This window comes from Pseudoxanthomonas sp. P4_B2 (assembly GCF_056402315.1).
Window position 1 is genome coordinate 260,998 of sequence record NZ_JBFUHQ010000002.1, and the last position, 25,764, is coordinate 286,761.

The window sequence follows — 25,764 nt, forward strand, 5'->3', positions numbered from 1 at the left end:
GGAGCACCGATGAAACTCGTATTGGCAACGCTGATGATCATTTCCGCTGCAATCCAGACTGCCTCCGCATCCGCGCCCAACAGCACGCCTGCTTCGCGCACCTTGCTCGACCCCCTCGCCGAGGCCTATGTGCACTTGAGCTTGGAAATCGGCGAGCACGAATCCGGCTACATCGATGCCTATTACGGGCCGGACGAATGGGCGCAGCAGGCCAAGCGCGCGCCGCGTCCGCTGCCTGAATTGCGCGCAGCTGCCGAGGTGCTGCAACAGCGGCTGGCCAAAGTCGATGACGCGCAATTGGCGCCGCTGGAAGTTCGCCGCAAGCATCTGCTCGCCGCGCAGCTGACCGCCGCGCGCACGCGCATGGCGATGCTTGCCGGCGAAAAGCTGGATTTCGAACACGAAGCCGAAGGCCTGTACGCGCTACGCCCGCAACTGAAGCCGCTGGCCGACTACGACCCGGCGCTGCAACGGCTGGAGGCGGTATTCCCCGGCGAAGGCCCGTTGTGGAAGCGCGTGGACGCCTTCGCCAGCACCACTGCGATCCCCGCCGACAAACTGCAGGCGGTGATGCATGCGTCCATCAACGAATGCAAGCGCCGCACGTTGCAGCATATCGCCCTGCCCGCCGAAGAGAAGTTCTCGCTGGAACTGGTCACCGGCCAGCCCTGGTCGGGCTACAACTGGTACAAGGGCAACGCCACCAGCGTGATCCAGATCAACACGGATCTGCCGGTGCTCATGAGCCGCGCGGTGGACCTGGGCTGCCACGAAGGCTACCCCGGCCACCACGTGCTGAACATGTTGCTGGAGCAGCGTTTGTCCAAGCAACGCGGCTGGATCGAGTTCACCGTGTATCCGCTGTACAGCCCGATGTCGCTGATCGCCGAGGGCTCGGCCAACTTTGGCATCGAACTGGCATTCCCGGGCGCGGGGAAACAGGTCTTCGAACACGATGTGCTGTATCCGCTGGCCGGATTGGATACCGCGCTGGCCGCTCGCGACGCGCAACTGCAGCAGGCCCGCAGCGAACTGGCCGGCGCGCGCCTGACCATCGCCCGCGATTATCTGGACGGACGCATAGACCGCGCCCAGGCCATCCTGCTCGCGCAGAAATACCAACTGATGTCCCCGCAACGCGCCGAACAGTCCATCGCCTTCACCGATCGCTACCGCAGTTATGTCATCAACTACGGCCTGGGTCTGGAGCTGGTGCGCGACTATGTCGACGCCGCTGGCACGACGACGCAAACGCGTTGGGCGGCGATGGAACGAATTCTTTCCGAGCCCACGCTGCCGGTGGATCTGTTGCCGGCAACGGAAAAGCGCTAGCCTCGCCACACCCAACTCGAGGCTGCGCCATGAACACACCCGTTCGGCACCAATCTCCCGGCTGGTGGCACCGCAACTGGAAGTGGTTCGTGCCGATGCTCGCGGCGGTGTTGCTGACATTGTTCGTGGCCGCGATGCTGGCCTTCATGTCGGCCCTCTTCGGCATGATCAAATCTTCCGACGCTTACCAGCATTCTCTGCAGCAGGCCCAACGCAGCCCCGCTGCGATCGCGGCGCTGGGCGAGCCGATGAAACCGGGTTGGCTGGTGATGGGCAACATCAACGTGAATGGCCCTTCGGGCGATGCCAACCTGCAGATTCCCCTCACAGGCCCGAAGGCGAGCGGCGATCTGTTCGTGGAGGCGGAGAAATCCGCGGGCGAGTGGAGCTACCAGACCCTGGTGTTGCAGCTGGACAACGGCGGCAGGCGCATCGACCTGCTGGAAGAAGAAGCAGCGGCACCCTGAGACAGCCGTGCATGACCTGTGGCGCATTGCCCGGCCACGGATGAGCGCGTAGGGTCGGCGGTCTTCTTCCCGCTGGAATTTTCGCCGATGAAACCACTCGTGCTCGCCATCGCCCTGGCGTTGTCCGCTCCTCTGCCCGCGTTGGCTCAGGCCGTCGCCCCGGCCGTGCAAGGCAAGCCCGCGCCGGCCTGGGTGGAAACCAGCAACGGTTACGCGCAGATCCTGCTGCAGGCGCAAGCGCCGTTCCAACCGGAATACGCGAGCTTCTTCGGCATCCCCGGCTACGACGACCTGGTCGCGGATCTGGGACCCGACAATGCCAGGCGCTATCGCGAGGCGACCGCCAAGGCCAAGGCGGAACTGCAGACCAAGTTGCAGCAAGAGCGCGATCCGAACGTACACCAGGATCTGGAGATCATGATCGCGGCGGCCGACCAGAACATCGAAGGCAGCGAGCTCAACGAAAAATATCTGCTGCCATGGAGCGATGCGCCGCAAATGGTGTTCAACGGCATGAACGGCCTGCTCTCCGACCAGACGCCCGCCGAGCGCCGCGCCAAGGCGCTGGATCGCCTGAAACGTTATGTGGGCCTTGCGCCGGGCAGCACCGCCATCACCACACTGGCGCAGCAGCGCTACGAAGAGAAGTTGGCCGACGGCAAACTGCTGCAGCCGACCAAACTGGAGGTCGAACGCGCGGTCGGCAATGTGGATACCTACGTGAGCGGCGTGCGCGACTTGTTCGCCAAGTACAAGATCACCGGCGCCGAGGAGGCGTTGGATGCGATGGAGAAGCAACTCAAGGCCTACAACGAATGGACCCGCAGCAAGGTCCTGCCGAAGGCGCGCACCGACACTCGCCTGCCGCCGGAGCTGTACGCTTACCAGCTCAAGCAATACGGCATCGATGTCGATCCGGCCCTGCTGATGCGGCGCGCGCAGCTGGAGTTCATGGAAACCCGCGCGGCGATGCAGCAGCTGGCGCCGCTGGTGGCCAAGTCCAAGGGCATAGCCGCGACCGACTACCGCGACGTGATCAAGGCGCTGAAGAAGGACAGCATCGCCAACGACAAGCTTGAAACCTACTATCGCGGCATCATCGACCAGATCGACCCGATCATCGCGCGAGAGAAGATCGTGGACGTACCCAACCGTCCCATGCAGATGCGACTGGGTTCGCCCGCCGAAAGCGCCGCGCAACCCGCGCCGCACTTCCTGCCCGCGCCGCTGGTCGGCAACACCGGGCAGCAGGGCACCTTCGTGCTGCCGCTGGGCAATCCCGACAAGGACGGCAAGGGCAAGAATTACGACGACTTCAATTTCGACGCGGTGGCCTGGACGCTGTCGGCGCACGAAGGCCGTCCGGGTCACGAATTGCAGTTCACCGCCATGGTCGAACGCGGCGTGTCGCTGGCGCGCAGCATGTTCGCTTTCAACTCGGTCAACGTCGAAGGTTGGGCGCTGTACGCCGAAGCCGAGATGGTGCCCTACGAGCCGCTGGACGGGCAGCTGATCGCCTTGCAGTTCCGCCTGCTGCGTGCCGCGCGCGCGATGCTGGATCCCAGCCTCAACCTGGGCCTGACCGATCGCGAACGCGCGCGGCTGGTGCTGGAGGAAGACGTAGGCCTGTCCGAACCGATGGCGCGCCAGGAACTGGACCGCTACACCTTCAACGCACCGGGCCAGGCGGGCAGCTATTTCTACGGCTACACCCGCATCCTGGAACTGCGCATGCAGACCGAGCTGGCGCTGGGCAAGAAGTTCGACCGCAAGGCCTTCAACAACTTCCTGCTGGACCAGGGACTATTGCCGCCGGACCAGCTGGCCAAGGCGGTGCGCGAGCAGTTCGTGCCGGCGCAGCAGGCGAAGAAATAGGAGCGCCTCGATTTCAGTATAGAAAAATTAAATCGAACCCCTCTCCCGCTAGCAGGAGAGGGTGCCGAAGGCGGGTGAGGGGAAGGCCGGAGCCGATGGGCTTCGATATTCAATATCCTGCAACGTGCGGACGCAAGGTCTTTATCGACATCACAACCACACATTTTTCCGCTTCGAGCTCCCTCATCCGGCCTGTCGGCCACCTTCTCCCGCTAGCGGGAGAAGGGTGAAATTCCACAATTACTGGTAGCCAAAATATAAGAGTTCCTCAAACGTCAGTGCGCAAGATGCTCCGCGTGCGACAGGCCATGGACGAACGTATCGAGTTCCATGTCGCCAAGGTCGGCGTGGTCTATCTCGAGCAAGCCGTCGAGGGGCGTGAACGCCCCCTCGGCTGGCGCCTGGGTCAGTCCCTGCAGGCGAATGGCATCGTCGCTGCGGCGTTGACCGCCGCAATGTTTGCCCAGGCAGTAACGCGCCGGCAGTCCGGCACCCACCAACCAATCCAGCGCGACCGGTGTGCCCTGGCTATCGATGCCGCGGTAGCGGGTAAGCGGTTGCGCGAATGCGGTGGCATCGCCGGTCGCCTTCAATCGCGCGCGCAGCGCCGGATCGACCAGACCTGACAGCTGCGTCCAGTCCGGCACTTTGTCCAGGGTACGCAGATCGCCTGGCGCATACACCACCATGCGCCGTTCGGCGGGATACAGTTCCCGCAGTTCCACGCCATCGGCCGTTTGCCGCCAGACGCGGACCGGTTCATTGGCTACGCGGTATTCGATACGGGTATCGTCGCACACCATCACCAGTCCGCGCTCGCCACGCGCATCGCGGATGCGGTAATCCGCTACCCAGGCTGTTTTGCCGGCGCTCGTGTTGGAGCCGGGCTCATCACTGCGGCCATCGCCGGCCCATCCTTGGCCGGCGATCAACGCGAGGAACAGCAGCCAACCACGCGCCATCAGCGCTGCTTCGCCATACCGGCGCGCAGGTCGGCTTCGAGCAACGGCGGCGCCAGCGACGACTTCTTGTCGCCCTTGCCGCAACCGCCAAACAGCGAGCAGAAGAAGAACGAAGTGTCCTTCTGCGATTGCGCCATCACATGGAAGATGACGTTCTGTTCGACCACACCCTGGAAGGCGTGCGCGCCCGGGCCGGTGGCGTAGATGCCCACGTCTTCGGCGGCGTGCGTTTCAGAGGCCATCGGCACCGCCGCTTCTTGCAGGAAGTTGACGTTGGCAGTGTCGACGTTGGTCAGGTCGGGACGCGCGGCCGGACCGCGATAGCCGGGACCGTTGATGTAGCCCAGCGTGGTGTAGGGCTTGCCGTCGGCGTCCAGCGCCAGCGCGCCATCGGTGACCACCTTGCCCAGGATGTTATTGCCGCGATCGGGATACCCGGCGATGGTGAAGGTGTGGCTGTGATCGGCAGTGACGATGATCAGGGTGTCCTCGGCCGAACTCTTGCGCATCGCCATACGCACCGCGTCGGACAGGGCGATGGCGTCGACCAGCGCGCGGCTGGCGTTGCCGGCATGGTGCGCATGGTCTACGCGTCCGCCTTCCACCATCAGGAAATAGCCCTTGTTGTCGTTACGGGCCTGCAGGATGTCGATCGACTTGGCGGTCATGTCGGCCAGGCTCGGCTCCTTGCCTGCATCGAGCGGACGGTCGGCCTCATATTCCATATGCGAGCGTTCGAACAGACCCAGCAGATGCCGGGTCGTGGCTGGATTGATGGCGTCGAACTGCGCCTTGTTCCAGACGTAGGCGGAGGCCGGCCGACTGCTCCATTCGCTGGCCAGATTGCGGCCGTCAAGACGGCGGCCTTTGCTGCTGGTGTCTTCGGGATCGTTGAGCGTGCTGGGCAGAAAGTAGCTGCGGCCGCCACCTAGCGCGACTTCCAGGCCGTCGCCATACGGGAATTCCACCAGCTGGCGTGCGATGTCCTTGCAGCCCGACGTCTTGGCTTCGGCGCTGAGCTCGGCATCGCTTTCCCAATCGCGGTTCGGCGTATGCGCGTAGGTCGCGGCCGGAGTGGCATGGGTAATGCGCGCGGTGCTGACGATGCCAGTGGACATGCCCAACGCTTCGGCCACTTCCAGCAGGGTGGCCACACTCTTGCCCTTGGCCGAGGCGCAGTTGTTGTAGCGCGCGTCTTGGGTGACGCTGAGCACACCCTGGTTGGTCTTGATGCCGGTCATCATCGCCGTCATCGTCGGTGCCGAGTCGGGGGTCTGGCCGTCGACCGAGTAGGTCTTGGACAGGCTGAGATACGGGAACCGTTCGAAGCTCAGCGCGTTCTCTTCGCCGCTGCGGCCATTGAGCTGGCCTTCGAGGATGCGCGCGGCCGCCACCGTCGACAGGCCCATGCCGTCGCCGACGAACAGGATCACGTTCTTGGCCTTCTTGTGGCTCGGGCGGAGTTCGGCGCCGGCGCGCGCAGCGCGGGCTCCGTCGCTGTACCACTGCTGCGCGCTTTCGCCGCGTGCGGCGGCCGGCGCAGTGGCGGCGCGCTTGTTCGAAGCCTTGCCGCGGATGTGTTCCGGTTCTGCGGTCAGGCCGGGGCCTGCGATCAACATCGTCAGGGCGGCGCAGCCCAGGACCGTGGACAGGTGGCGCATCGGTATTCTCCAGTGCTCTCGGGGGAAAGCGCACTGTCCGCATACGTCATTGCACTTGGATGACCGCAATGCAACCGTTCGGCTACGCGGGCGGCTTCATGAAACTCGAAGGAACCCTGTGGGAGCCGCTCCCACGGAGTCATCGTTGCTCTCAATCGATCAAGGTTGCGCAGGCACGGCGCCCGGTGGCACATAGATCGCCACGCCTGCGGCTTTCTTCTGAGTGGTCGGAATGCCGATGCCGATACCGCCCGCGCTGTGCCTGCCATAACTGCCGGCGCCCACCGACATGCCGACCGGCGAGCCGCTGGAGCCGACCCCCATCAGAATTACGCCGTTGGCACCGAGTGCGGCGGCTTCGCGCTTGAGGCGGGCGACCGCGGCGTCGGTCTGGCCCTGGGTTCCGAAGCCGACCGCGCTGGAGGATTCGAGTTGTGCGATCTCGACCGAACCGGGCGGCGGGGTGGTGTAGATCCGAACCTGGGCGGGATCGACTGGCGGACGCGCCTGGCCCAGCATGACCTTGGAGGTACCGGCGCAGGCGCTGAGCGCAAGGGCCAGTAGGAGAAGAGTGGCGGAACGTAGGGTCATGGCGGTTTCCCCTTGAAGGATGGCTGGATGATCGGCCTATGGGACTGAATGCTCGCATACCCTTGCCCCGTCGGCGCGGGCGCCGCGACGGTGGCCGACGCGAGGCGGCAATGGCCAGGATCGAAGGGGTGCTGGCGTTATAGTTGGCACGGCATATTTATAGGAGTGCTTCCATGGGTCTGATCAGTGTGTTGTGGGGCGTGGTCTCCATGATCTGGATGGTGCTGGCGCTGATTCCGCTACTGGGTTGGGGCAACTGGTTCCTAATCCCCTTCGCCGCGGTCGGCGCGATCATCGCCGCCATCGGCATTCTGTTCACATCCAGCGCTAAAACCGGACGAGCAAAAACCGGGCTGCTGCTCAACGGCATCGTGATCGTGGTGGGCATCATCCGCCTGGGCATCGGCGGTGGCATCGTCTAAGCAGCCGGTCGCGCCCGCACCAGTGCCTGCGTGTGCGGGTGCTGCGGATTCGACAGCACCTTGGCGGTCGCACCGGACTCCACGATTCGTCCCTGCTCGAGCACGGCGATACGCTCGGCCACCGCCGAAGCGGCCGCCAGATCGTGGGTGACGAACAACAACGCCAGACCGCGCTCGCGTTTCAGCCTGGCGAGCAACGCCAGGATCGCGGCGCGATGATGCGCATCCAGCGCCGAGACCGCCTCGTCGCAGACCAATAGATCGGGTGAAGTCGCCAACGCACGTGCGATGGCGATGCGCTGACGCTGGCCGCCGGAGAACTGGTGCGGATAACGGTCCAGCGCGGAATCGTCCATGCCCACCGCCTGCAGCAGTTCCGATGCCTTGGCGCGTCGGCTGGCGGCATCGCCGATGCCATGGATACGCAGGGGCTCACTGACGATGCACGCGATATCCAGGCGCGGATCCAGCGACGCATAGGGGTCCTGGAACACGACGCCGATGCGCCTTCGCAGCTTGCGCAGGTCGCCTGCGCTGAGCGAATCCAGGGCGACGCCGTCCAGGAGGATGCGGCCCTGCGCGCCGCGCAGGAGTTTGAGCAGTACGCGGCCCAGCGTGCTCTTGCCGCTGCCCGATTCGCCGACCAGGGCCAGCCCTTCTCCGCGCCGCAGCTCGACATCCACACCATCGAGCGCATCGCGCGCCGCGCCGCGATAGCGCATGCGCAGATTCTCGGCGCGCAGCAGCACTGGCGCATCGTCACCGGCCGCAGGCAGTTCCCGCAACTGGTCCGCCGCCAGCAGTTCGCGCGTGTAAGCGTGGCCGGGCGCGGCGAATACCGCGGCCGTGTCGCCCCGTTCCAGCACTTCGCCGCCACGCAGCACCAGCAATCGCTGCGCATAGGCGCCCACCAGCGGCAGGTCGTGGCTGATCAGCAGCAGCGCCAGATTCTGTTCGCGGCGAAGATCGTCGAGCAGATCCAGAATATCGCGGGCGATGCGCGCGTCCAGCGCGGAAGTCGGTTCGTCGGCGATCAGCACGCGCGGCTGCGTCGCCAGCGCCAACGCGATGGCGATGCGCTGGCGCTGGCCACCGGAGAAAAGATGCGGGTATTTCGCTAGCGCCTGACGCGGATCTGGCATCTGCACGCGGCGCAGGAGTTCCTCGGCTTCCTTGTCGGCCGCTTGACGCGACAGGCCGCGTGCGAAACGCAGGGTTTCGACCAGTTGCGCGCCTATCCTGCGCAAGGGATGCAGGGCCGCGAGCGGATCCTGCGGCACCAGCCCGAACATACGTCCGCGCAAAGCAGCATGGGCGGGCGAACCGAGCACGATCTCCTGTCCCTCGACCTGCAAGCGGCCGCTGGCTTTCAATCCGGACGGCAGCAGGTCGAGCAAGGCCAGCGAGGTCAGGCTCTTGCCGCTTCCCGATTCCCCGACCAGACCGACGCATTCGCCGCCCTGGAGTTCCAGCGAGAGTCCGCGCAGCAGTTCGCGCCCATTGCGTCCACCCGTACTGACGCGCAGATCGGCAAGCTCTACATGAGCGGCAGGTTTCATGCGGCGGCCGACTCGGCGCGCTCGCTGCGTCCGGCTTCGCCACGCAAATCCATCCAATCGCGCAGTCCATCGCCCAGAAACTGGAAAGCGGCCAGCGTGACCACCAGCAACAGGGCGGGAAACAGCAGCGTCCACGGCGCCGAATCCAGTTCCTGCACGCCTTCGGCCAGCAGGGTGCCCCAGCTGGCCGAGGGTTCGTCCACGCTTAAACCCAAAAAGCCGAGGAAGCTTTCGACCAGGATCGCCTGCGGCAATATCAGGCCCAGGTACACGAACGCCAACGGCATCAGATTAGGCAGCACATGCCAACGTAGCCGTTGCGGGAAGGTGGCGCCGGCCGCATGCGCCGCCAGCACGAACGGCGCTTCGCGCAGGCGGGCGCTTTCGGCGCGCATCACCCGCGCCAGGTCGATCCACACGTAGCCGCCGATCGCAGCGAGCAGCAGACCGAGCGAACGTTCAAACAAGGTCAGCAGCAGGATCACCACCAACAGGAATGGCAGCGCGGAGAACACATCCAGCACGCGCAGCATCACGCGCTCCACACGGCCGCCGGCTAGGCCGGCAATGGCGCCGTAACCCAGACCGATCACCAGCGCGACCACACTGGCCAGCAAGCCGATGGTCAGGGACAGGCGTCCGCCCGCCAGCGTGCGCGCGAAGATGTCGCGGCCGATGGCGTCGGTACCGAACCAGTGGCCGTTGCTACCGGGAGCGACGGACAGCGAATTCCAGTCCGGCGAATGCGGCGAATACGCGCTGAACAAGGGACCCAGCCAGCAGATCAGCGCCAGCGCCGCGAGCATGGCCAGGCAGCCGCGTGCGAGGAGTGGCAGGGAACGCAGTGTTTGCATGACAACAATCGTAGCGCGCTTTAACCCTTCTCCCATCGGGAGAAGGTGCCCGCAGAGCCTGCCCCGTACTTGATACGGGGGCGGATGAGGGAATGAAGTGTCAGCTTGAGACGAAAGCTGATTGGCAAGTCATTGCCATTCCCTCATCCGTCGCTTCGCGCCACCTTCTCCCGATGGGAGAAGGGAAAAGCTCACAGGCGTATCATTTACGCATCGATTGAGGAGCCCCCATGGCCTACCCCTACACCCGCCCCCGCCGCATGCGCCGCGACGATTTTTCCCGCCGGCTGATGCGCGAACACGTGCTGACCGCCAACGACCTGATCTATCCGGTGTTCGTACATGAACTGCCTGGACGCGAAGCGGTGCCTTCCATGCCGGGCGTGGAGCGTCTCTCGATCGAAGAATTGCTGAAAGTCGCCGAACAGGCCGCGGAATTGCGCGTACCCGCGCTGGCCTTGTTCCCGGTCACCGCGCCGGAAGCCAAGTCGCTGGGCGCCGAAGCCGCTTGGGACGACGAAGGCCTGGCCCAACGCGCGGTGCGCGCGCTCAAGCAGCGTTTTCCGCAGCTGGGGGTGATCACCGACGTGGCCCTGGACCCGTTCACCACCCATGGACAAGACGGCATCATCGACGACAGCGGCTACGTGATGAACGACATCACCGTAGAAGCACTGGTCAAGCAGGCGCTATCGCATGCGCGCGCCGGCGTGGACATCGTGGCGCCCAGCGACATGATGGACGGACGCATCGGCGCGATCCGCGAGGCGCTGGAAAGCGAAGGTCACGTGCACACGCGGATTATGGCTTATTCGGCCAAGTACGCCTCCGCGTTCTACGGCCCATTCCGCGACGCGGTCGGCAGCGCCGGCAGCCTGGGCAAGGGCAATAAGTACAACTACCAGATGGACCCGGCCAATTCTGACGAAGCGCTGCATGAAGTCGCTCTGGACATCGATGAAGGCGCGGACATGGTCATGGTCAAGCCCGGCATGCCGTACCTGGACGTGGTGCGGCGAGTGAAGGATGAATTCGGCGTGCCCACCTTCGCCTACCAGGTCAGTGGCGAGTACGCGATGCTGAAGGCGGCGTTCGCCAACGGCTGGCTGGACGAACGGGCCTGCGTGCTGGAAGCGCTGACGGCATTCAAGCGCGCCGGCGCCGATGGCGTGCTCACCTACTTCGCCCTGGATGCGGCGAGGTGGTTGAAGGAAGGCGGTCACTGACCACTCGTATCGTCATCCCAGCGAAAGCTGGGATCCATTTTGACTTTGCTCTTGTTTTCGACACGCGACTTGTAGAACCAACTACTACGGCGAAGATCAAGATGGATCCCAGCTTTCGCTGGGATGACGATAGGTTTCCAGCGGACTATTCCCGGCTGGCCGAAAGTTGCACACTGTCAGCCTCAATCAGGAGTCCTGCATGAGCCACTACGCCGTCTTCGGTCACCCGGTTTCGCATTCTCTGTCGCCGCGCATCCACGCCGCGTTCGGGCGCCAGACCGGCATCGATCTGAACTACACCGCCGTCGATGCCGCACCGGAGGCCTTCATGCAGGCGCTGGACGCTTTCGCGGCCGGCGGCGGCAGGGGCGCCAACGTCACCCTACCCTTGAAGGAAGCCGCCTTCGCGCTTTGCAGCGCGACCAGCGAACGCGCGCAACGCGCCGGCGCGGTCAACACACTGACCCGCAACGATGGCCAGTGGCATGGCGACAACACCGACGGCATCGGCCTGGTGCGCGATCTGACCGGCCGCCTGCGTCTGGACCTGCGCGGACGCCGCGCGCTGCTGTTGGGTGCGGGCGGTTCGGCGCGCGGTGTGGCGCCGGCGCTGCTTGATGCCGGCGTCTCCGAACTGATCATCGCCAATCGCACTCCCGAGCGCGCCGATGCGCTGGCCGATGCGCTGGGCGAACCCGAACGTGCGCATTCGCGCTACTGGGAGGATCTGGTCAACGAAGGCGACTTCGCGCTGATCGTCAACGCCACCTCCGCATCCCGCAGCGGTGCGACGGAATTCTCGCTGCCGTTCCAGTTGTCGACGCCGCGCACGCTGGCGGTGGATCTGAATTACGGCGAAGCGGCCATTGCGTTCCTGGCCTGGGCGCGCACTGCGGGTTGCCGCGACATGGTCGACGGCCTGGGTATGCTGGTGGAACAGGCGGCGGCGGCATTCGAAATCTGGCACGGCGTACGCCCCGACACCGCGCCGGTCTACGCCGCGCTGCGCGGCAAGGATGCGTCTCTGGTCACCGCGGACTGAGCGGTAGTGAAATGGATACTTTCCTGATACCGGCATTGACCACGCTCGGCTACGCGCTTCCGGAGCTACTGGCCTGCGGCATCGCTCTGGCGCTGGTGTGGACCGCGGCGCGCCCGGGCAAGGCCAGGCAGCTGGGTCTGATCGGCATCGGCTTGATGCTGGCCTGCGCGGTGCTGCAGCTTGCGGTGGGGCTTTACCAAAACTGGGTGATCAGCTCGTCCACCGCCATCGATTCCGCCGCCCGGATCGGTACGATGTTCGCGTGGCTGGGCGCGATGCGCCTGCTGATCAACTGCGTGTCGCTGGCGGGATTGGTGATGATTGCCTGGGGCTTGTGCAAGGCGACGCGGGTCGAGGCAGCGCGCTAGTCGCCAGTGCCTTCGAATAACAACCCAACCCGATTTATGCGAGCGCAGGCGCTCGCAACGACCTAGTCCGTGGATGCATATCCGATGCCGCAAATGGAATGAAAGTCGACGCCTGCGTGCCAGCGGCATGCGCTACGATCAGGTATGAAGAAATATTTCATGCTTTTCGCACTGGCTTTCGCACTTTGCGCAACGCCCGCCCACGCGCAGCAATTCAAGATTCTTGTTGCCGCTATTCCCAACAAGTACCACAACGACTATGCCGTGGTGGCGCAGCCGCAGTTCGAGCGATTGGCGCGCAAGCACGACTTCGGTCTAACCTGGGCATGGAACGCGTCCGCCTTCGATGGCGATCTTTCCCAGTACGCCGCAATCGTCTTTCTCAACACGCCAGGCGAAGAGCTGAAGGGCGAGCAACGGCAACGGCTGCAGGCTTACGTGCAGGCCGGCGGTGGCGTGGTTGCGGTGCATCGCGCATTGATTTCCAGCGCGGGCCAATGGCCATGGTTCGAGCGGCTGATCGGCAGGCCGTTCCGCATCCATCCCATGGTGCAGACGGCGGTGGTGCGAGTGGAAGACCGCGGCTTCCCGGCGACTTTCGGCCTGCCTGATCGCTGGCTGTGGACGGACGAATGGTACGAATTCGGACCCGACCTAATCCCAGGACTACGCACTGTGCTGCAAGTGGACGAGAGCAGTTACGACCCCACCCGCATCTGGCCCGGACAGGTTGCCAAAGGCATGGGGAAATTCCATCCCGTCGCCTGGTACCACGCTTATGACGGCGGCCGGGTGTTCGTCACCGCATTGGGGCATACACCGGAGCTGTACAACGACAGCCATTACCTGGAACACCTGTATGGCGGCCTGTACTGGGTGGCTACGGGACGCGGCATCGTCGGGGAAACAACGCCTCGGTAGGCCGCATCTTGCTTCGCTTACATCGCCGGCTACGGCGCGACTGTCTTGCGGCCGGCGCAGAGATCCAAAAGCTCCATCCGCTCCGCCGCTTCTCCGCACAGAAACGCCACCTGCGCCTCGCGCGTATCCGGTCCGTCGTACGGCATCGCGGTCCACCACTCCACCGCTTCCATTTCTTCGCCCGGTTTCAGCGTGCGGTACGGCGCATGCACCTCCATTTCCAGCAGCCCTGCGGCCGCATCCGCGTGCTCGTCCAGATAAAGCTCCACCTGGCCTTGTTCGGGATGGATTAGCGAACGGGGGTGATGCGGGAACCGGATCAGGAAGAGCTGGCCACTGGCGAATCCGGCCATCCAGCCCGCGGAGGGTTGGATCAAAACCTTGCCGCGCCGGGCGCTCATGCCTTCGGCGAGCGCAGGCCGGTCCAGCGAGAACAAGCCGTGTTCCACATGTGGCAGCAAGGGCTCTATGCCCTGTTCGGTGGACGACTGCACGCGCACGTCCTCCTCTCCGGCCGCCGGCACGTACACGCGCGTATACGATGGAGTGCGCGTGTTGAACCACAGATCCCACGCGATGTCGGTATCGCGGATGTTGCGTGCGGTCGCACGGACTTCCACGGTATCCGCCCTGGCGGCGGACAATTGGAATGTCTTGCGCAGGCGCACGCCCGAGACCGGGCTCTCCACACCTTCCAGGACCAGACGCGTTGGCGTTCTCTCCAGAAGGCGGGTATCGGCAAAAGCCAGGAACGGATCCGGCGGCCAGTTGGCCTGGGCCTCGCGTCGCTCGGGATTAGCGTCCTGATGCGCCCACCACTGACTTTGCGGCCCTACCCACACATCGTGGCCCAGGTAGCCGATGTCGTCGGCGGTTGCGCTGACTTCGGGTTTGGGTCGGGTGACCAGCGGCTCCCCGGTCTTCAGCAGGTTAGGACGGCCCTTGAGCGAGAAAACCAAGCCGCGCCCTCCCAGCTCCGGGGTGACTTCCAGTGCGATGAGTCCATTCTCGAGGCGAACGGTTTCGACCGCCGAAACGCTCATCGGCATGCAGAGTGCGGCTATCGCCAGCCAGGATTTCATTGGGTCGCTCCCGATTGTTCGCGTGATGCTGCAGCGATCCTACAGCTGCCGCCGGAAAACATCGCCCGCGTGGAGCACGTTTACAGCAACCCGTCCCGCTTGACCGCCAGATAGCGTTCCACCAATGCGGCAGGGAGTTCTTCGCTGGCGACATCCAACACCATGACCCGGTGGCTGCGCAGCTTGTCGTGCGCGGCGGTGCGTTGTTCCAGGTAACGCGCAAGGGCGCCGGCACGGATAGCGCCGGGCAAGTCGCCGACTTCCTCGCTCATCGCTTCGTCCAGCGCGCGTTCGCGCAGGCTGGCGACGCAGACCAGATGGCGCTTCTGCAGCAGGCGCACCGCGGCCAGCAGATCTTCGATGTCTTCGTCGCGCACATTGGTGACCAGCATGATCAGCGAACGTTTGCGCTGACGCACCGACAGTTCCGTCGCGGCGGCCAGGTAGTCGGTGGCCACCGGTTGCGGCTGCAGGCTGTAGCTGGCGCGCAGCAAGGTATCGATGCTGGCCATGCCGCGCTTGGGCGCGACCCAGCGCGCTTCGCCGCCGCTGGCGAACAAGCCAACCGCGTCGCCCTGACGCAGCGCCAGGTAGGACACCACCAGGGTCGCGTTCAACACATGATCGAAATGGGCCAGCTCGCCTTCCTGCGCCATCATGCGGCGGCCGGTATCCACCATCATCACCAGCTGCTGGTTCTTCTCGTCCTGGTACTCGCGCGAGATCAGCTTGCGCGAACGCGAGGTCGCCTTCCAATCGATCTGGCGCAGGCTGTCGCCGACGCGGTATTCGCGCATCTGGTTGAAGTCGGTGCCTTCGCCGCGGCGGCGCTTCAGATGCGCGCCGACCAGCCGCGAGGCCTGTTCGGCGCTGAACAAGGCGAACTTGGTCAGCGGCGCGAAGTTGGGATACACGCGTACCCGCTGCGGCTCGCCGGCGATGCGCGATTGCCGCCAGAAGCGCAGCGGCGAGGCCATGCGCAACTGCACGCCGGCGAAAATCGCATCGCCGCGTGCGGTAGGACGCAGGCGGTAGCTGAAGGTGGAGGCGGTGGCCGGCGCCAGCTTCAGACGCTGCGGCAAACCTTGCGCGGGCCACGCGCCGGGATGCAGGTCGAACAGGTCGACACGCTGGCGCGACATCGATTCCACGCGCAGGGTGACGTCGCGCTCGATCCCCAGCGGCAGCGCTTCGGGAATCTCGCGCGACACCTGCGGGGTTTCGCGGCGGCGCAGGAGCAAGGCATCGCCTATCGCGAGCAGAGCAAAACCAATGCCCGTCAGCTGCCAGGCAAGGAGTGGCACACCCGCGAACAGTACGCCAAGGCCGGACAGGCCCCAAAGCACGAGCAACCCGATTAAAACCGGCGCGGGCCTCAAAGCGGCTCCCTCCTTTGAAAAAGGAGGGCTGGGGAGGATTTGCTCTTGGCGATAGCCTCGGAAAGCAAAGCCAAAAGCAAATCCCCCTCGATCCCCCTTTTGCAAAGGGGGAAGACAGGCCGAGCAAGAGAGGAGCCGCGTGGGATCATTTCCGCGGCGCTTCCACCTTGGCCAGCAGCGCATGCAATGCGTCGTCGGGCGACTGGCCTTCGATCTGCAGTTCTGGCGCCAGGGTGATGCGGTGCCTCAGCGCGGGCTTGGCGATTTCGCGCACGTCGTCGGGCGTGACGAAGTCGCGGCCTTGCAGCACCGCCTGTGCACGCGCGGCGCGCACCAATGCGATGCTGCCGCGCGGACCGGCGCCGAGCGAGATGCCCGGCCACTTGCGGGTGGCGGCCACGATCCGCACCGCGTAATCGATCACCTGCTCATCCACGATCACCTCGGCGGTGCCGCGCTGCATGGCCACGATATCGCTGGCGCCGAGTACGCGGCGCACCTGGGAGAGGTCGAAATCGCCCGCGCTGCGACCGGTGGTGATGGCATCGACCATGCGTTTTTCGTCGGCCAGTTGCGGATAGTCGATCAGAATCTTCAGCAGGAAGCGGTCCAGTTGCGCTTCCGGCAGCGGATACGTGCCCTCCTGTTCCACCGGATTCTGCGTGGCCATGGTGAGGAAGGGCGGCGACAGCTCGAAGGGTTTGCCTTCGATCGTGACCTGTCCTTCCTGCATCACTTCCAGCAAAGCAGACTGGGTCTTGGCTGGAGCGCGGTTGATTTCGTCGGCCAGCAGCAGGTTGGTGAACACCGGGCCGCGGCGAATCTTGAAGCTCTCGGTCTTGGGATCGTAGACCGCATGGCCGCTGACGTCGCTAGGCATCAGGTCGGAAGTGAACTGCACGCGCGCGTAGTTGAGTTCCAGCGCCTGCGCCAGCGCGCGCACCAGCAGCGTCTTGCCCAGGCCAGGAACGCCTTCGATCAGCACGTGACCGCCGGCGAGCAGCGCGATGAGGATCTGGTCCAGCACCTCCGGCTGTCCGATGAAGGCTTTGGAAACTTCCTCGCGCACGGCCGCGGCGCGTTCGGCCAGCGCTTCGCCGGTGATTGAACCCGTGCTCGAAGCGACTTGCGAAGCGGCTTGAGAAGCGAATTGGTTGTCATCGTTCATATGCGGTTTCTCAGCTGGATCAAAGTGGAAATACGGTCGCGGAAGGCGGGTTTGTCGTGCGAGGACGGCGGTTGCAGAGCGGTTCTTATTTTGTCGGCGGAAATGTCCAAACGCTCGGCGATGGCGCCGATCTGCGCCTCGCCGGTCAACGCTGCGGCGACTGGATCGCGGCGGCGCAGGCGGGCGAGGAAGGAGTTGCGCACCGCCGCATACAGCATGGCGCGCCTGTTATAGCGGAACAGGTGTTCGCCACTGGCGCGCACGTGTTCCAGCAACGAACGTCGTTCGGTCGGCGGCGACGGCCGCAACGGGCCGAAGCGCTGCATACGCAGCCATAGCCAGGCCAGCAGCGCGAGCAGCAATGGCGCCCACACCGGCCAGCCTTGGGTCAGCACCGTGCGGAACAGCGAAGGCATCTGCGCGGCGTAGACCAGATGCATGGTGCCCCGGCCGTAATTGGGCGCCAGCACTTGCCGCGCCAGGGCGCGATGCGGAATGTCGCGCAGGCCGCCGACCTTGCCGGCGCCGATCTTGCCGGCGATTCGCCGCGAAGTGCTTTCTATCTCGTCGCCATTGGTGAGGAAATCGAAATCGGCTAGTACGTCGACGTGGCCCTTACCGTGCGCAAGCCGCGCATATACATAGGCCGCCTGCAGATCACCCCAAGACAACTCGGGTTCGACTTCATTGAAGAAGAAGCGGCGGCCATTGCAGAACTCGATGTGGTGGTCCTGACCCTCGACCTGCAGCGATTCGCATTCGGGTGAATCCTCCGTCAGCAGGAGACCCAGTGCTTCCAGAATGGGCACGGAAGTTTCCTCGTTGCCGCTATTCTCTGGCGGCGTGCGCAACAACAGATGGCCGCCGGTCGCCACCCATTCGAGCAACCGGCGCGATTCCACCGGCGTCATGCTGCGCGGGTCGTTGAGAATCAGCAGAGTGTCGTGCGCGCCGAGTTTCTGCGTGGCCAGATTTAGGCGCTGACGAGACTCGACTTTCAACCCGTCTGCCTGCAACGCTTTCTTCAGCGCATACAGCGGGTTGTAGCCGGCTTCGCCACGCGGCGGCAACGCGATTTCGCGTTCCACCTTCTCATAGGTATGCAGGAACCAGGCCACGCCGCCGCCGATCACTGCGGCGGCCAGCACCGCGATCAGCGCGATGCGCGCGCCTGCGCCCAGCCGGCTCATGCCGCCCACCGGTAACGTTGCTGCAGGCTGGACAGCAGGTCGTCGAACTCTTCCTGCGCAGGTAGTTGTTGCGCGTAGGCTGCGTACTGCCACACCCGCACCATCCGCGCGAACAGACTGCGGTCCTCGCCATCGGGCATTCGTCGCGACGCGCGCAGGCATTCGGATTCGGTGGCGCCGGGGGGCAGGGCGACTTCCGCGCGCTGAGCCATGGTTTCCACGCTGGCGCGATACAGCAGCGCCAAGGCATGGCGCGACTTGCCCTGCGTCCACAACCGGCGCGCTTCGGCCGGCACGTTGTCGGGCAGGGTTTCGGGAAGCTGCAAGGCCTCGGTTTCCACTTCCGTTGGCAGCGGCTTGTACCGACGCAGCGATCCGCGCATCCATGGCAGCCAGTGGCGCAGGGTCAGCAGCAGGATAAACACCAGGCCGCCCACCAGGATCCACAAGCCCCATTCTGCGAGGAAGGCGAACGCGGTGGCAAAGCCGGACAGCCACGACATATCGCGTTGCTGCGGCGGCTTGGGCTTGGTCTTGTCCCGCTTCTCCCACGTCACCTGCTTGCGTTTGGAGTTGAGCAGAGGATCGCGATAGGCCTGGTCCACCGCTTTGCTGAAACGGCCTTCATCCACGCGTTGTTCGCCGAACACGATAGGCAGCGTTGGCGGTTCGTCGGTCTTCGGTTCGTCAGTTTTCTTGGACTCGTCCGGAACCGTGATGGGGCAGGTAAATGCCTCTGCTGACTCTTGTGCCGGTCCGGTTTCCTGCGCGCGCAGCAGGGGCAGTCCGGCGCCGAGCAGGAACAAGGCCAGGACGAAGGGCGCGGCGGCCGCAGTCAATCGCGCGCGCAATTTGCGGAATGCGATTTCCACGTCCCAGGCTTCGATCTGGGTACGGCGATTGAGGTAGAGGCCGAAGCCGGCGCCGACGAAGAAGGGTTCGATCACCGACGTCGCGATCCAGCCCGCCAGGTTGCTACCTACCTGCACCCACCACGGCGGCTGATCAATGGCGAGCGACCACGCGGCGCGCATGGTTTCCGGCAGATACTCCATGGGAACGAACAGGAATACCAAAGCCACACTGGCCAGCGCCAGCGCGATTTCGAAATTGATGCAGACCAACGTGAGCAAGGCGGCGTTGCCGTAGACCGCACTCCCCAACACCCGGCGACGCTCGCGCAACCGCGCGCCTTGCACGCCCTCCAACAGATCTATGGGCAGGTAGAGAGAACGCGCCGGACTGAAGCGTCGCCAGGTGAGGTAGTGGAGCAACGGCTTCCAACCCCAACGCAGCTGCGCCATCAGCGCGTCGCCCAGACTCGGCGTGGCGCCGAACGTCGCGCGAGAGATCACAAACAGCGGAATACGATCGAAGACCGGCTTCAGCCACCACATCAATAGGCCGGCCAGCCAGATGGAATCGATAGCCCAGGCGGCGGCATTGAGCGCGACGAAGAGCGGCAGGGTCACCAGCAGCCACGGCTTCCAAATGGCCGCTGCATGCCGACGCACCAGCGCGCTGCCCAGCTCCACCGCTTCCCACGCCGAGCGCGAGCGCAGGTGCACGGTCATCTGCTCAAGACGCATCCGCGTCTCCCGGCTGATTGCGCCCGCCGCGCCACAGCCACAGGAATACCAGCGTCCACAGCACGCCCGATACCGTGTACTTGATCGATGCCGGAATGGATTGCGTCGAAGACCAGAACGCCTCGATGAAGGCGGCCACCAGCAGCATGAACGCGATGCCCAGGCAAAGCTTGGCGCCCTTTCTTCCGGCCACGATCAACGCATCGATGCGGCGGCGTTGCCCCGGCGCGATCAGGTTGAAGCCCAACCGCAATCCCGCGCCGCCCGCGAGCACGATGGCGGTCAGTTCGAACGGCGCGTGGCCGGCGACGAAGCGCCACAGCGGATCGCCCGAGCCGATCTGCTGCAGATGACCGAATGCCGCGCCGATGCCGACACCGTTCAAGATCAGCACCAGGATCGTGCCCACGCCCGCCAGCAGGCCGCTGGCGAAGGTACGCAGGCCGATGCTGATGTTGTTCATGATGTAGACGCCGAACATGTACCAGTCACTACCGCTGTCGCGTCCGAGCTTGTGGCGATCGCTGGAGGGGTCGTACATGCGCTCCAGTTGCGCCACTTCCTGCGGGCTCATCAGCCCGTGGATCAGTTCCGGATAGAACTGCAACAGCACGAACATCGTCACCAGTGGCACCAGGAACAGCGCAAGCGCCGCCCACATGCACGCGGCTTCGCTGCGCACCAGGCGCGGGAAATCGGCGAGCAGGAATTCGACCGCGCGCTGCCAGCGCGGCGCCGGCGTGCGATACAGCAGGTTGTGGCCGCGCTGCATCAACGCCTGCAACCGCGCCGTCACCACCGGGCTGTAGCCGCGCTTTCGCGCAAGCGCCAATTGCTGGCACAAGCGCCGATAACGCGCGGGAATATCCTCGTCGCCGATCTCGCCGATATTGCGTTCGGCCAGCGCATGGCGCGCATTGCCGCGCGTTTCCAGCCAGTGTTCGAACAGCTGCCATTCGCGTTGATGGCGGGCGACGAATTGCTCCTGTCTCATCGCCGCCCCAGCAACCAGTTGGCCATGCCGTACAGGCGCAGCACGCCGCCCTGCCCGCGGCTGCCGGTCAAGGGTTCGACGATGTTCGCCAACTCTTCCTGCCGCGCGGGCGTCAGCAGCGGTGCGCGCTCGCCGAAAGCGACCACGGCCGCCTGTTCCGCAGGCTGTAGGCCGGCGCTGGGTGCGATCACTGCGTTCACCGGGGCAGCCGCAGAATCGCGTTCGCGTTCGTTGTGCACCACCAGGGTACCGGCGACCATGTCGCCCAGGCGTCGCGCATGCGGATCGGCCAGGCAGGCGATCAGGCCGGCGGCATAGCCGAAGGGCAGCATGTCCACGGTGCGCAGCAGATTGCGGGTAATCGCGGCCAGCCAGCCGACCGGGGCGCCATCGCCGTTCACCACGCGCAGCGACATGGCTTTCTTACCCGGCGTCTGTCCGTCCCACAGCACTTCGAACAGGATCGGATACGCCCAGAAGATCAGGAACAGCAGAATCAGATACAGACCCTGACCGGCCGCACCCAGCAAGGCCAGCACGGTGCCGACCAGCATCAGAATGCCCAGGCGGATGGCTAGGTCGATGCCCCACGCTACCGCGCGCGGCACCGGGCCGGCGACGGGCAGGTGCAGGGCCACGCCTTCGGGTGTGATCACCTCGCGATAGGTATCCAGCATCAGACGCCGACCCAACCGGGTAAGGCGGCGCGGTGACCCGATCCTGCCAAGCGTTGCGAACGGCGGAATCCAGTCCGCGAATATTCTTTGCGCGCCATGCGCGTTCCTGTTTCCTGTTCCCGCCAGCGTCGACTTTAGCCGCGAATCTCCACCTTGCCCAGCACGACTAAACTGTTGCGGTGACCCAGACCCCATTTCCCTGCCGCAACCATTGCGGCGCCTGCTGCATCGCGCCGTCGATCACCTCGCCCATTCCCGGGATGCCGCTGGGCAAGCCGGCTGGAGTGCGCTGCGTGCAACTGGACGATGACCTCCGTTGCCGACTGTTCGAAAAGCCCGAACGACCGGCGTTCTGCGTCTCGTTGCGGCCGTCGATGGAGATGTGCGGAAACAACCGCGCGCAGGCGCTTGCGTTTCTCGGCCACCTTGAAGCCGCCACTAAGCCCTAAGAATGGGCTCAGTGGCGTAGGTGTTGAATCGCTGTCTGCGGTCAGCTGACCGCGCCTTTTTCACGCTTGCCAGCGAACAACTTCTTGATAAATGCGCCCAGACCCACAAAAGCGATCAATCCCAACTTCCAGAACTTGGCCAGGATCAACCCTAGTTTGGCGAACAAGCCAGCCTTGGCCGCCAGTCCCCCGCCGATCAGCGCAGCCACGCCGTACGCGGCCACCTTGTCGGTGGAAGAGTCGTAGTCGGCATAGCGCGCGCCCGCGTCGAACTCAGTCATCGGCAGCAGTTGCTGCATGCCGGTCTGCACCAGTCCCAGCTCGGACATGTTGGAGACGGCGTTGAGGCTCAGATAGCCGTTACGGCCGAGCACGCGGATGTCGTAGTTCAGCGTGTTGTCCTTGGACTCGTCGAACTTCAGCTCTTTGGCCCAGTACATTTTCTTGCTGGCGGCGTCGTAGCGCGGCGCCACGGCCCAACCCAGCAGATCGACGGTGCCGTAGCCCGCCTCCTTGCGCGCGGCGTTCTCGTCTTTGGTGCCTTGCTGCATTTCCTCCAGCATTTCCTGGTAGTCGATCTTGGCGGCGTCCTCATCGGAGACGTAACCGTCGTCGGAATAAGTCACCACCACCGCCCAGCTGTTGTCTTCCACCAAGGTCGGAGCGGCTGGCACGATCAAGCCCAGCACGCTCTCGTCCGGAGGATTGCCCCACAGTTCTTCCAGTACGCGACGCGCGTCGGCCTGTTCCAGGTAATGAAAGGCCGGCGTCAGCCGGAAGTGCGCCTTGGCTTGCGGTACCGCGATCTCTCCGTCCTTGAAATGCAACGAAGCGACGAACTGCTCTGGAGTCTTCCCCGACCCCGCTCCCTCTTCCGGTGCCTGCGCGGCTGCGGACAGGGCCAACCCCACGCACAACGTGGCCAGCAGGCCACGAATCATCGCCTTCATCATCTATCGCTCCGTGATTGGGCATCCCCATGCCCGTACACCAGTGTCGCGTGACCTGCGTCCGTACGCAACGGACCAGGGCTAACGCAAGCGTAGCCCCGACCTACGCGGCTAGGTACTGGTCTTTCAGCCGCACGTAGTGCTGGGCCGAATACAGCAGGCTCTCGATTTCCTTGTCGCTGAGCCGGCGCACGAAACGTCCGGGATTGCCCAGCCAAAGCTCGCCTTCGCCCACCACTTTGCCCGGGCCGATTACAGCGCCAGCGCCGACGAAGCCGTGGACCTCCACTTTCGCGCCGTCCAGGATGCAGGCGCCCATGCCGATCAGGCAGCGGTCGCCGATGCTGCAGGCGTGGATGATGGTGCCGTGGCCAACGGTGACGTCCTCCCCGATCAGGGTCGGATAGCCGGCCTGGTTGTACGGACTGTGGTGGCTGACATGAATGATGGTGCCGTCCTGGACATTGGTGCGCGCACCAATGCGGATGTGGTTCACGTCGCCACGGATGACGGTGCCCGGCCAGACGGAGACATCGTCGCCCAACTCCACGTCGCCAATCACGGTGGAGGCCGGGTCCACGTAAACACGCTGGCCAAGGGTGGGAAGCCGGCCAAGATAGGGGCGGAGTGCGGTCATCCTTGCATTGTAATGGGCAGGCCCGCGGAGGCCCGACTACACTCTGGCGTATGGACACTACCGCCGACACTCCGATCACCGAACTTTCCACCACGCTGGCCCGCCTCCGCACAAGCTGGCAATCCAGACGACCGGATTACGCCCAGCGCCGCGAAGACCTGCAGCGCCTGCGCGATGCCCTGAAACGCCGGCTGGAAGAAATGGCCGAAACCATCGCCAGCGACTTCGGCCACCGTTCGCGGCATGAGAGTTTGATCGCCGACGGCATGACCGTACTCAACGAGATCGACCACCTGCGCAGCCATCTGCGCAAGTGGATGAAACCCAAGCGTGTGGGCGTGGGCTGGCGCTTCTGGCCGGCGCGCGCGGAGATCCGGCCGGAACCGGTGGGCGTGGTTGGCGTGATCGCGCCCTGGAACTACCCGGTCAATCTGGCGCTGATTCCGCTGGCCACCGCCATCGCCGCCGGCAACCACGTCTACTTGAAACCGTCCGAGCACACGCCCAACACGACCGGCTTCCTGCGCAGCCTGCTCGCCGAGGTGTTCCCCGCCGACCGCGTCGCGGTGGCGACCGGAGGCGCGGAGGTTGCCGGCGCATTCGCCGCGTTGCCGTTCGACCATCTAGTGTTCACCGGTTCCACCGCAGTCGGCCGCAAGGTAATGGCCGCCGCCGCCGCCCACCTGACCCCACTGACGCTGGAACTGGGCGGCAAGTCGCCTGCCATCGTGTGCGCGGACTTTCCGCTCGAACAGGCCGCTGCGAGGCTGGCGACCGGCAAATGGTTCAACGGCGGACAAACCTGCATCGCGCCCGATTACGTACTGATCGACGAAGGCCGCGCCCAGGCATTGGCGGAGGCGCTGCGCGAGCAGGTCCGCGCGCGCTACGGCACCCTGGCCGATTCGAGCGACTACACCCGCATCATCAACGACGGCCAATACGCGCGCCTGCAAGACTATCTGGACGACGCGCGCGCACTCGGCCTGCAAGTGCTGCCGCTGGCCGACAACGGCGATGCGCAGCAACGCCTGTTTCCGCCCACCGTGGTGTTGGAACCGGGCGAGGACGCGAAGGTGATGCAGGAAGAGATCTTCGGACCGATCCTGCCGATCAAGTCCTATCGCAACCTCGACGAAGCGATCGCCTACGTCAACGCGCACGACCGGCCATTGTCGTTGTATCCCTTCAGCCACGACCGCGACAGCGTGGAGAAGATCCTGCGCAGCACCTTGGCCGGCGGCGTTACCGTCAACGACACCGTGCTGCATTTCGGCATCAACAACCTGCCCTTCGGCGGCATCGGACCCAGCGGCATGGGCGCGTATCACGGGCGTGCGGGTTTCGATGCCTTCAGCAAGGCGCTGCCGATCCTGTGGCAGTCGCGGCGCGCGGGCAGCGACATGCTCAAACCGCCGTACTCGAAAGTGGCGCGCTTCATCGACTTCATCATCCGCTAAGCTTTCCGCCCTGTGGGAGCGCCGTCCCGGTGCGAGCTCTCACTGCGCACGTGAAAAAGCTCGCGGCGGGACGCCGCTCCCACGGAAAATCAAACATGAAAATCGCCAGCTGGAACGTCAACTCGCTCAATGTTCGCCTGCCGCACCTGCAACAATGGCTGGGCGCGTTCGCGCCGGATGTAGTGGGCGTCCAGGAAACCAAACTGGAGGATCACAAGTTCCCGGATACCGTGTTGGCCGAGGCCGGCTACCGCAGCGTTTTTTCCGGCCAAAAGACCTACAACGGCGTGGCCTTGCTGTCGCGGCTGCCGGCGAGCGATGTGCAGGTAGGCATTCCTAATTTCGAAGACGAGCAGAAGCGCGCAATCGCCGCGACGGTGGGCGACGTCCGCATCGTCAATCTGTACGTGGTCAATGGCCAGGACGTCGGTACCGACAAGTACGCCTACAAGCTGCGCTGGCTGGAAGCGGTGCATGCGTGGCTGGAACAGGAGCTGCGCGCCCATCCGAAACTGGTGGTACTGGGCGATTTCAATATCGCCCCCGACGACCGCGACGTGCACGACCCGGCGGTCTGGAACGACTCGCACATCCTCACCTCCACCGCCGAGCGTGACGCGCTCAAACGCCTGTACGCGCTGGGGCTGCACGATGCCTACCGCCTGCACAACGAGGCCGGCGGCGTGTTCAGCTGGTGGGATTACCGCATGGCCGGTTTTCGTCGCGACCTGGGACTGCGCATCGATCTGACCTTGGTGTCCGATGCATTGCGCGAAACGAACGCGGCCGGCATCGACCGAGAACCACGCACCTGGGAACGCCCCAGCGACCATGCGCCGGCGTGGGTAAGTCTGGGCGCTTAACGGACGCCCTTAAGACGTCTGTTGCCCGGCCGAACGCTCGGCCAGG

25 protein-coding genes are annotated in these 25,764 nt (G+C 64.7%); 11 read left to right on the forward strand and 14 right to left on the reverse strand.

Annotated elements, in window-relative coordinates; translation table 11 throughout:
* The first annotated feature begins 9 nt into the window (after positions 1–9).
* The 3 genes from AC1DTQ_RS05675 (at position 10) to AC1DTQ_RS05685 (ending at position 3,674) form a co-directional block, all read left to right on the forward strand.
* Positions 10–1,332 carry a hypothetical protein gene (locus AC1DTQ_RS05675; RefSeq protein ID WP_477848556.1) on the forward strand — a complete coding sequence of 441 codons (1,323 nt, stop codon included), beginning with the start codon at positions 10–12 and terminating at the stop codon, positions 1,330–1,332.
* Between the two features lie 29 nt (positions 1,333–1,361).
* Positions 1,362–1,799 carry a cytochrome c oxidase assembly factor Coa1 family protein gene (locus tag AC1DTQ_RS05680; protein WP_477848557.1) on the forward strand — a complete coding sequence of 146 codons (438 nt, stop codon included), beginning with the start codon at positions 1,362–1,364 and terminating at the stop codon, positions 1,797–1,799.
* A gap of 87 nt (positions 1,800–1,886) precedes the next feature.
* On the forward strand, positions 1,887–3,674 hold the full coding sequence (locus AC1DTQ_RS05685) for a DUF885 domain-containing protein (protein ID WP_477848558.1): 1,788 nt from the start codon (positions 1,887–1,889) through the stop codon (positions 3,672–3,674).
* 275 nt (positions 3,675–3,949) lie between these two features.
* Here AC1DTQ_RS05685 and AC1DTQ_RS05690 read toward each other — a convergent pair whose 3' ends face one another.
* The 3 genes from AC1DTQ_RS05690 to AC1DTQ_RS05700 form a co-directional block, all read right to left on the reverse strand.
* The gene (locus AC1DTQ_RS05690; RefSeq protein ID WP_477848559.1) at positions 3,950–4,636 is read right to left on the reverse strand and encodes a hypothetical protein; all 687 of its coding nucleotides are present in this window, start codon (positions 4,634–4,636) and stop codon (positions 3,950–3,952) included.
* Positions 4,636–6,297 (reverse strand): alkaline phosphatase family protein, encoded by a 1,662-nt coding sequence (locus tag AC1DTQ_RS05695; RefSeq protein ID WP_477848560.1) that lies wholly within the window; start codon positions 6,295–6,297, stop codon positions 4,636–4,638. Before AC1DTQ_RS05695 ends, AC1DTQ_RS05690 begins: the two co-directional genes overlap by 1 nt.
* 159 nt (positions 6,298–6,456) lie before the next feature.
* Complete coding sequence (locus AC1DTQ_RS05700; RefSeq protein ID WP_477848561.1) at positions 6,457–6,888, reverse strand: hypothetical protein; 432 nt, start codon at positions 6,886–6,888, stop codon at positions 6,457–6,459.
* Positions 6,889–7,061: 173 nt separating this feature from the next.
* Here AC1DTQ_RS05700 and AC1DTQ_RS05705 point away from each other — a divergent pair, with 173 nt between their 5' ends.
* Entirely contained in the window at positions 7,062–7,310 is a 249-nt protein-coding gene (locus tag AC1DTQ_RS05705; protein ID WP_477848562.1) for a hypothetical protein, read from the forward strand.
* Here the strand turns inward: AC1DTQ_RS05705 and AC1DTQ_RS05710 are convergent.
* Positions 7,307–8,869 (reverse strand): dipeptide ABC transporter ATP-binding protein, encoded by a 1,563-nt coding sequence (locus tag AC1DTQ_RS05710; protein ID WP_477848563.1) that lies wholly within the window; start codon positions 8,867–8,869, stop codon positions 7,307–7,309. The two genes, AC1DTQ_RS05705 and AC1DTQ_RS05710, sit on opposite strands and share 4 nt — an antisense overlap.
* Positions 8,866–9,723 carry an ABC transporter permease gene (locus tag AC1DTQ_RS05715; RefSeq protein WP_477848564.1) on the reverse strand — a complete coding sequence of 286 codons (858 nt, stop codon included), beginning with the start codon at positions 9,721–9,723 and terminating at the stop codon, positions 8,866–8,868. The genes AC1DTQ_RS05710 and AC1DTQ_RS05715 overlap by 4 nt, the downstream gene beginning before the upstream one ends.
* Before the next feature lie 230 nt (positions 9,724–9,953).
* Here AC1DTQ_RS05715 and hemB point away from each other — a divergent pair, with 230 nt between their 5' ends.
* The 4 genes from hemB to AC1DTQ_RS05735 all read left to right on the forward strand — a co-directional run bounded on the left by hemB (position 9,954) and on the right by AC1DTQ_RS05735 (position 13,280).
* A complete protein-coding gene (gene hemB / locus AC1DTQ_RS05720; protein WP_477848565.1) occupies positions 9,954–10,949 on the forward strand; it encodes a porphobilinogen synthase in 996 nt (331 codons plus the stop codon).
* Between the two features lie 199 nt (positions 10,950–11,148).
* Positions 11,149–11,991, forward strand: coding sequence for a shikimate dehydrogenase (gene aroE / locus AC1DTQ_RS05725; protein WP_477848566.1), 843 nt, complete (start codon positions 11,149–11,151; stop codon positions 11,989–11,991).
* Between the two features lie 11 nt (positions 11,992–12,002).
* Positions 12,003–12,359 carry a hypothetical protein gene (locus tag AC1DTQ_RS05730; RefSeq protein ID WP_477848567.1) on the forward strand — a complete coding sequence of 119 codons (357 nt, stop codon included), beginning with the start codon at positions 12,003–12,005 and terminating at the stop codon, positions 12,357–12,359.
* Positions 12,360–12,503: 144 nt separating this feature from the next.
* Complete coding sequence (locus AC1DTQ_RS05735) at positions 12,504–13,280, forward strand: ThuA domain-containing protein (RefSeq protein ID WP_477848568.1); 777 nt, start codon at positions 12,504–12,506, stop codon at positions 13,278–13,280.
* Between the two features lie 29 nt (positions 13,281–13,309).
* Here the strand turns inward: AC1DTQ_RS05735 and AC1DTQ_RS05740 are convergent, their stop codons facing one another.
* The 7 genes from AC1DTQ_RS05740 to AC1DTQ_RS05770 form a co-directional block, all read right to left on the reverse strand.
* Positions 13,310–14,362 carry a DUF4380 domain-containing protein gene (locus tag AC1DTQ_RS05740; protein WP_477848569.1) on the reverse strand — a complete coding sequence of 351 codons (1,053 nt, stop codon included), beginning with the start codon at positions 14,360–14,362 and terminating at the stop codon, positions 13,310–13,312.
* A gap of 80 nt (positions 14,363–14,442) precedes the next feature.
* Positions 14,443–15,741: a DUF58 domain-containing protein gene (locus tag AC1DTQ_RS05745; protein ID WP_477848570.1), complete on the reverse strand. Its 1,299-nt coding sequence runs from the start codon at positions 15,739–15,741 to the stop codon at positions 14,443–14,445.
* Positions 15,742–15,886: 145 nt separating this feature from the next.
* Positions 15,887–16,909, reverse strand: a complete 1,023-nt coding sequence (locus AC1DTQ_RS05750) for an AAA family ATPase (RefSeq protein WP_477848571.1) — start codon at positions 16,907–16,909, stop codon at positions 15,887–15,889.
* Positions 16,906–18,099, reverse strand: coding sequence for a DUF4350 domain-containing protein (locus AC1DTQ_RS05755; protein WP_477848572.1), 1,194 nt, complete (start codon positions 18,097–18,099; stop codon positions 16,906–16,908). The genes AC1DTQ_RS05750 and AC1DTQ_RS05755 overlap by 4 nt, the downstream gene beginning before the upstream one ends.
* A complete protein-coding gene (locus tag AC1DTQ_RS05760) occupies positions 18,096–19,688 on the reverse strand; it encodes a DUF4129 domain-containing protein (RefSeq protein WP_477848573.1) in 1,593 nt (530 codons plus the stop codon). Before AC1DTQ_RS05760 ends, AC1DTQ_RS05755 begins: the two co-directional genes overlap by 4 nt.
* Positions 19,678–20,682, reverse strand: a complete 1,005-nt coding sequence (locus tag AC1DTQ_RS05765; protein WP_477848574.1) for a stage II sporulation protein M — start codon at positions 20,680–20,682, stop codon at positions 19,678–19,680. Before AC1DTQ_RS05765 ends, AC1DTQ_RS05760 begins: the two co-directional genes overlap by 11 nt.
* The gene (locus tag AC1DTQ_RS05770; RefSeq protein WP_477849135.1) at positions 20,679–21,359 is read right to left on the reverse strand and encodes an RDD family protein; all 681 of its coding nucleotides are present in this window, start codon (positions 21,357–21,359) and stop codon (positions 20,679–20,681) included. The genes AC1DTQ_RS05765 and AC1DTQ_RS05770 overlap by 4 nt, the downstream gene beginning before the upstream one ends.
* 179 nt (positions 21,360–21,538) lie before the next feature.
* Between AC1DTQ_RS05770 and AC1DTQ_RS05775 the strand changes: the two genes are divergently transcribed.
* Positions 21,539–21,808 (forward strand): YkgJ family cysteine cluster protein, encoded by a 270-nt coding sequence (locus AC1DTQ_RS05775; protein ID WP_477848575.1) that lies wholly within the window; start codon positions 21,539–21,541, stop codon positions 21,806–21,808.
* A gap of 41 nt (positions 21,809–21,849) precedes the next feature.
* On the opposite strand, the gene AC1DTQ_RS05780 is transcribed toward AC1DTQ_RS05775, so the two are convergent.
* On the reverse strand, positions 21,850–22,761 hold the full coding sequence (locus AC1DTQ_RS05780) for a DUF2167 domain-containing protein (protein WP_477848576.1): 912 nt from the start codon (positions 22,759–22,761) through the stop codon (positions 21,850–21,852).
* 100 nt (positions 22,762–22,861) lie between these two features.
* Positions 22,862–23,395 (reverse strand): gamma carbonic anhydrase family protein, encoded by a 534-nt coding sequence (locus AC1DTQ_RS05785; RefSeq protein WP_477848577.1) that lies wholly within the window; start codon positions 23,393–23,395, stop codon positions 22,862–22,864.
* Between the two features lie 50 nt (positions 23,396–23,445).
* On the opposite strand from AC1DTQ_RS05785, the gene AC1DTQ_RS05790 reads away from it, so the two are divergent.
* Complete coding sequence (locus AC1DTQ_RS05790) at positions 23,446–24,855, forward strand: coniferyl aldehyde dehydrogenase (protein WP_477848578.1); 1,410 nt, start codon at positions 23,446–23,448, stop codon at positions 24,853–24,855.
* A 95-nt stretch (positions 24,856–24,950) separates the two neighbouring features.
* Complete coding sequence (gene xth, locus AC1DTQ_RS05795; protein WP_477848579.1) at positions 24,951–25,718, forward strand: exodeoxyribonuclease III; 768 nt, start codon at positions 24,951–24,953, stop codon at positions 25,716–25,718.
* Positions 25,719–25,764 lie beyond the last annotated feature (46 nt).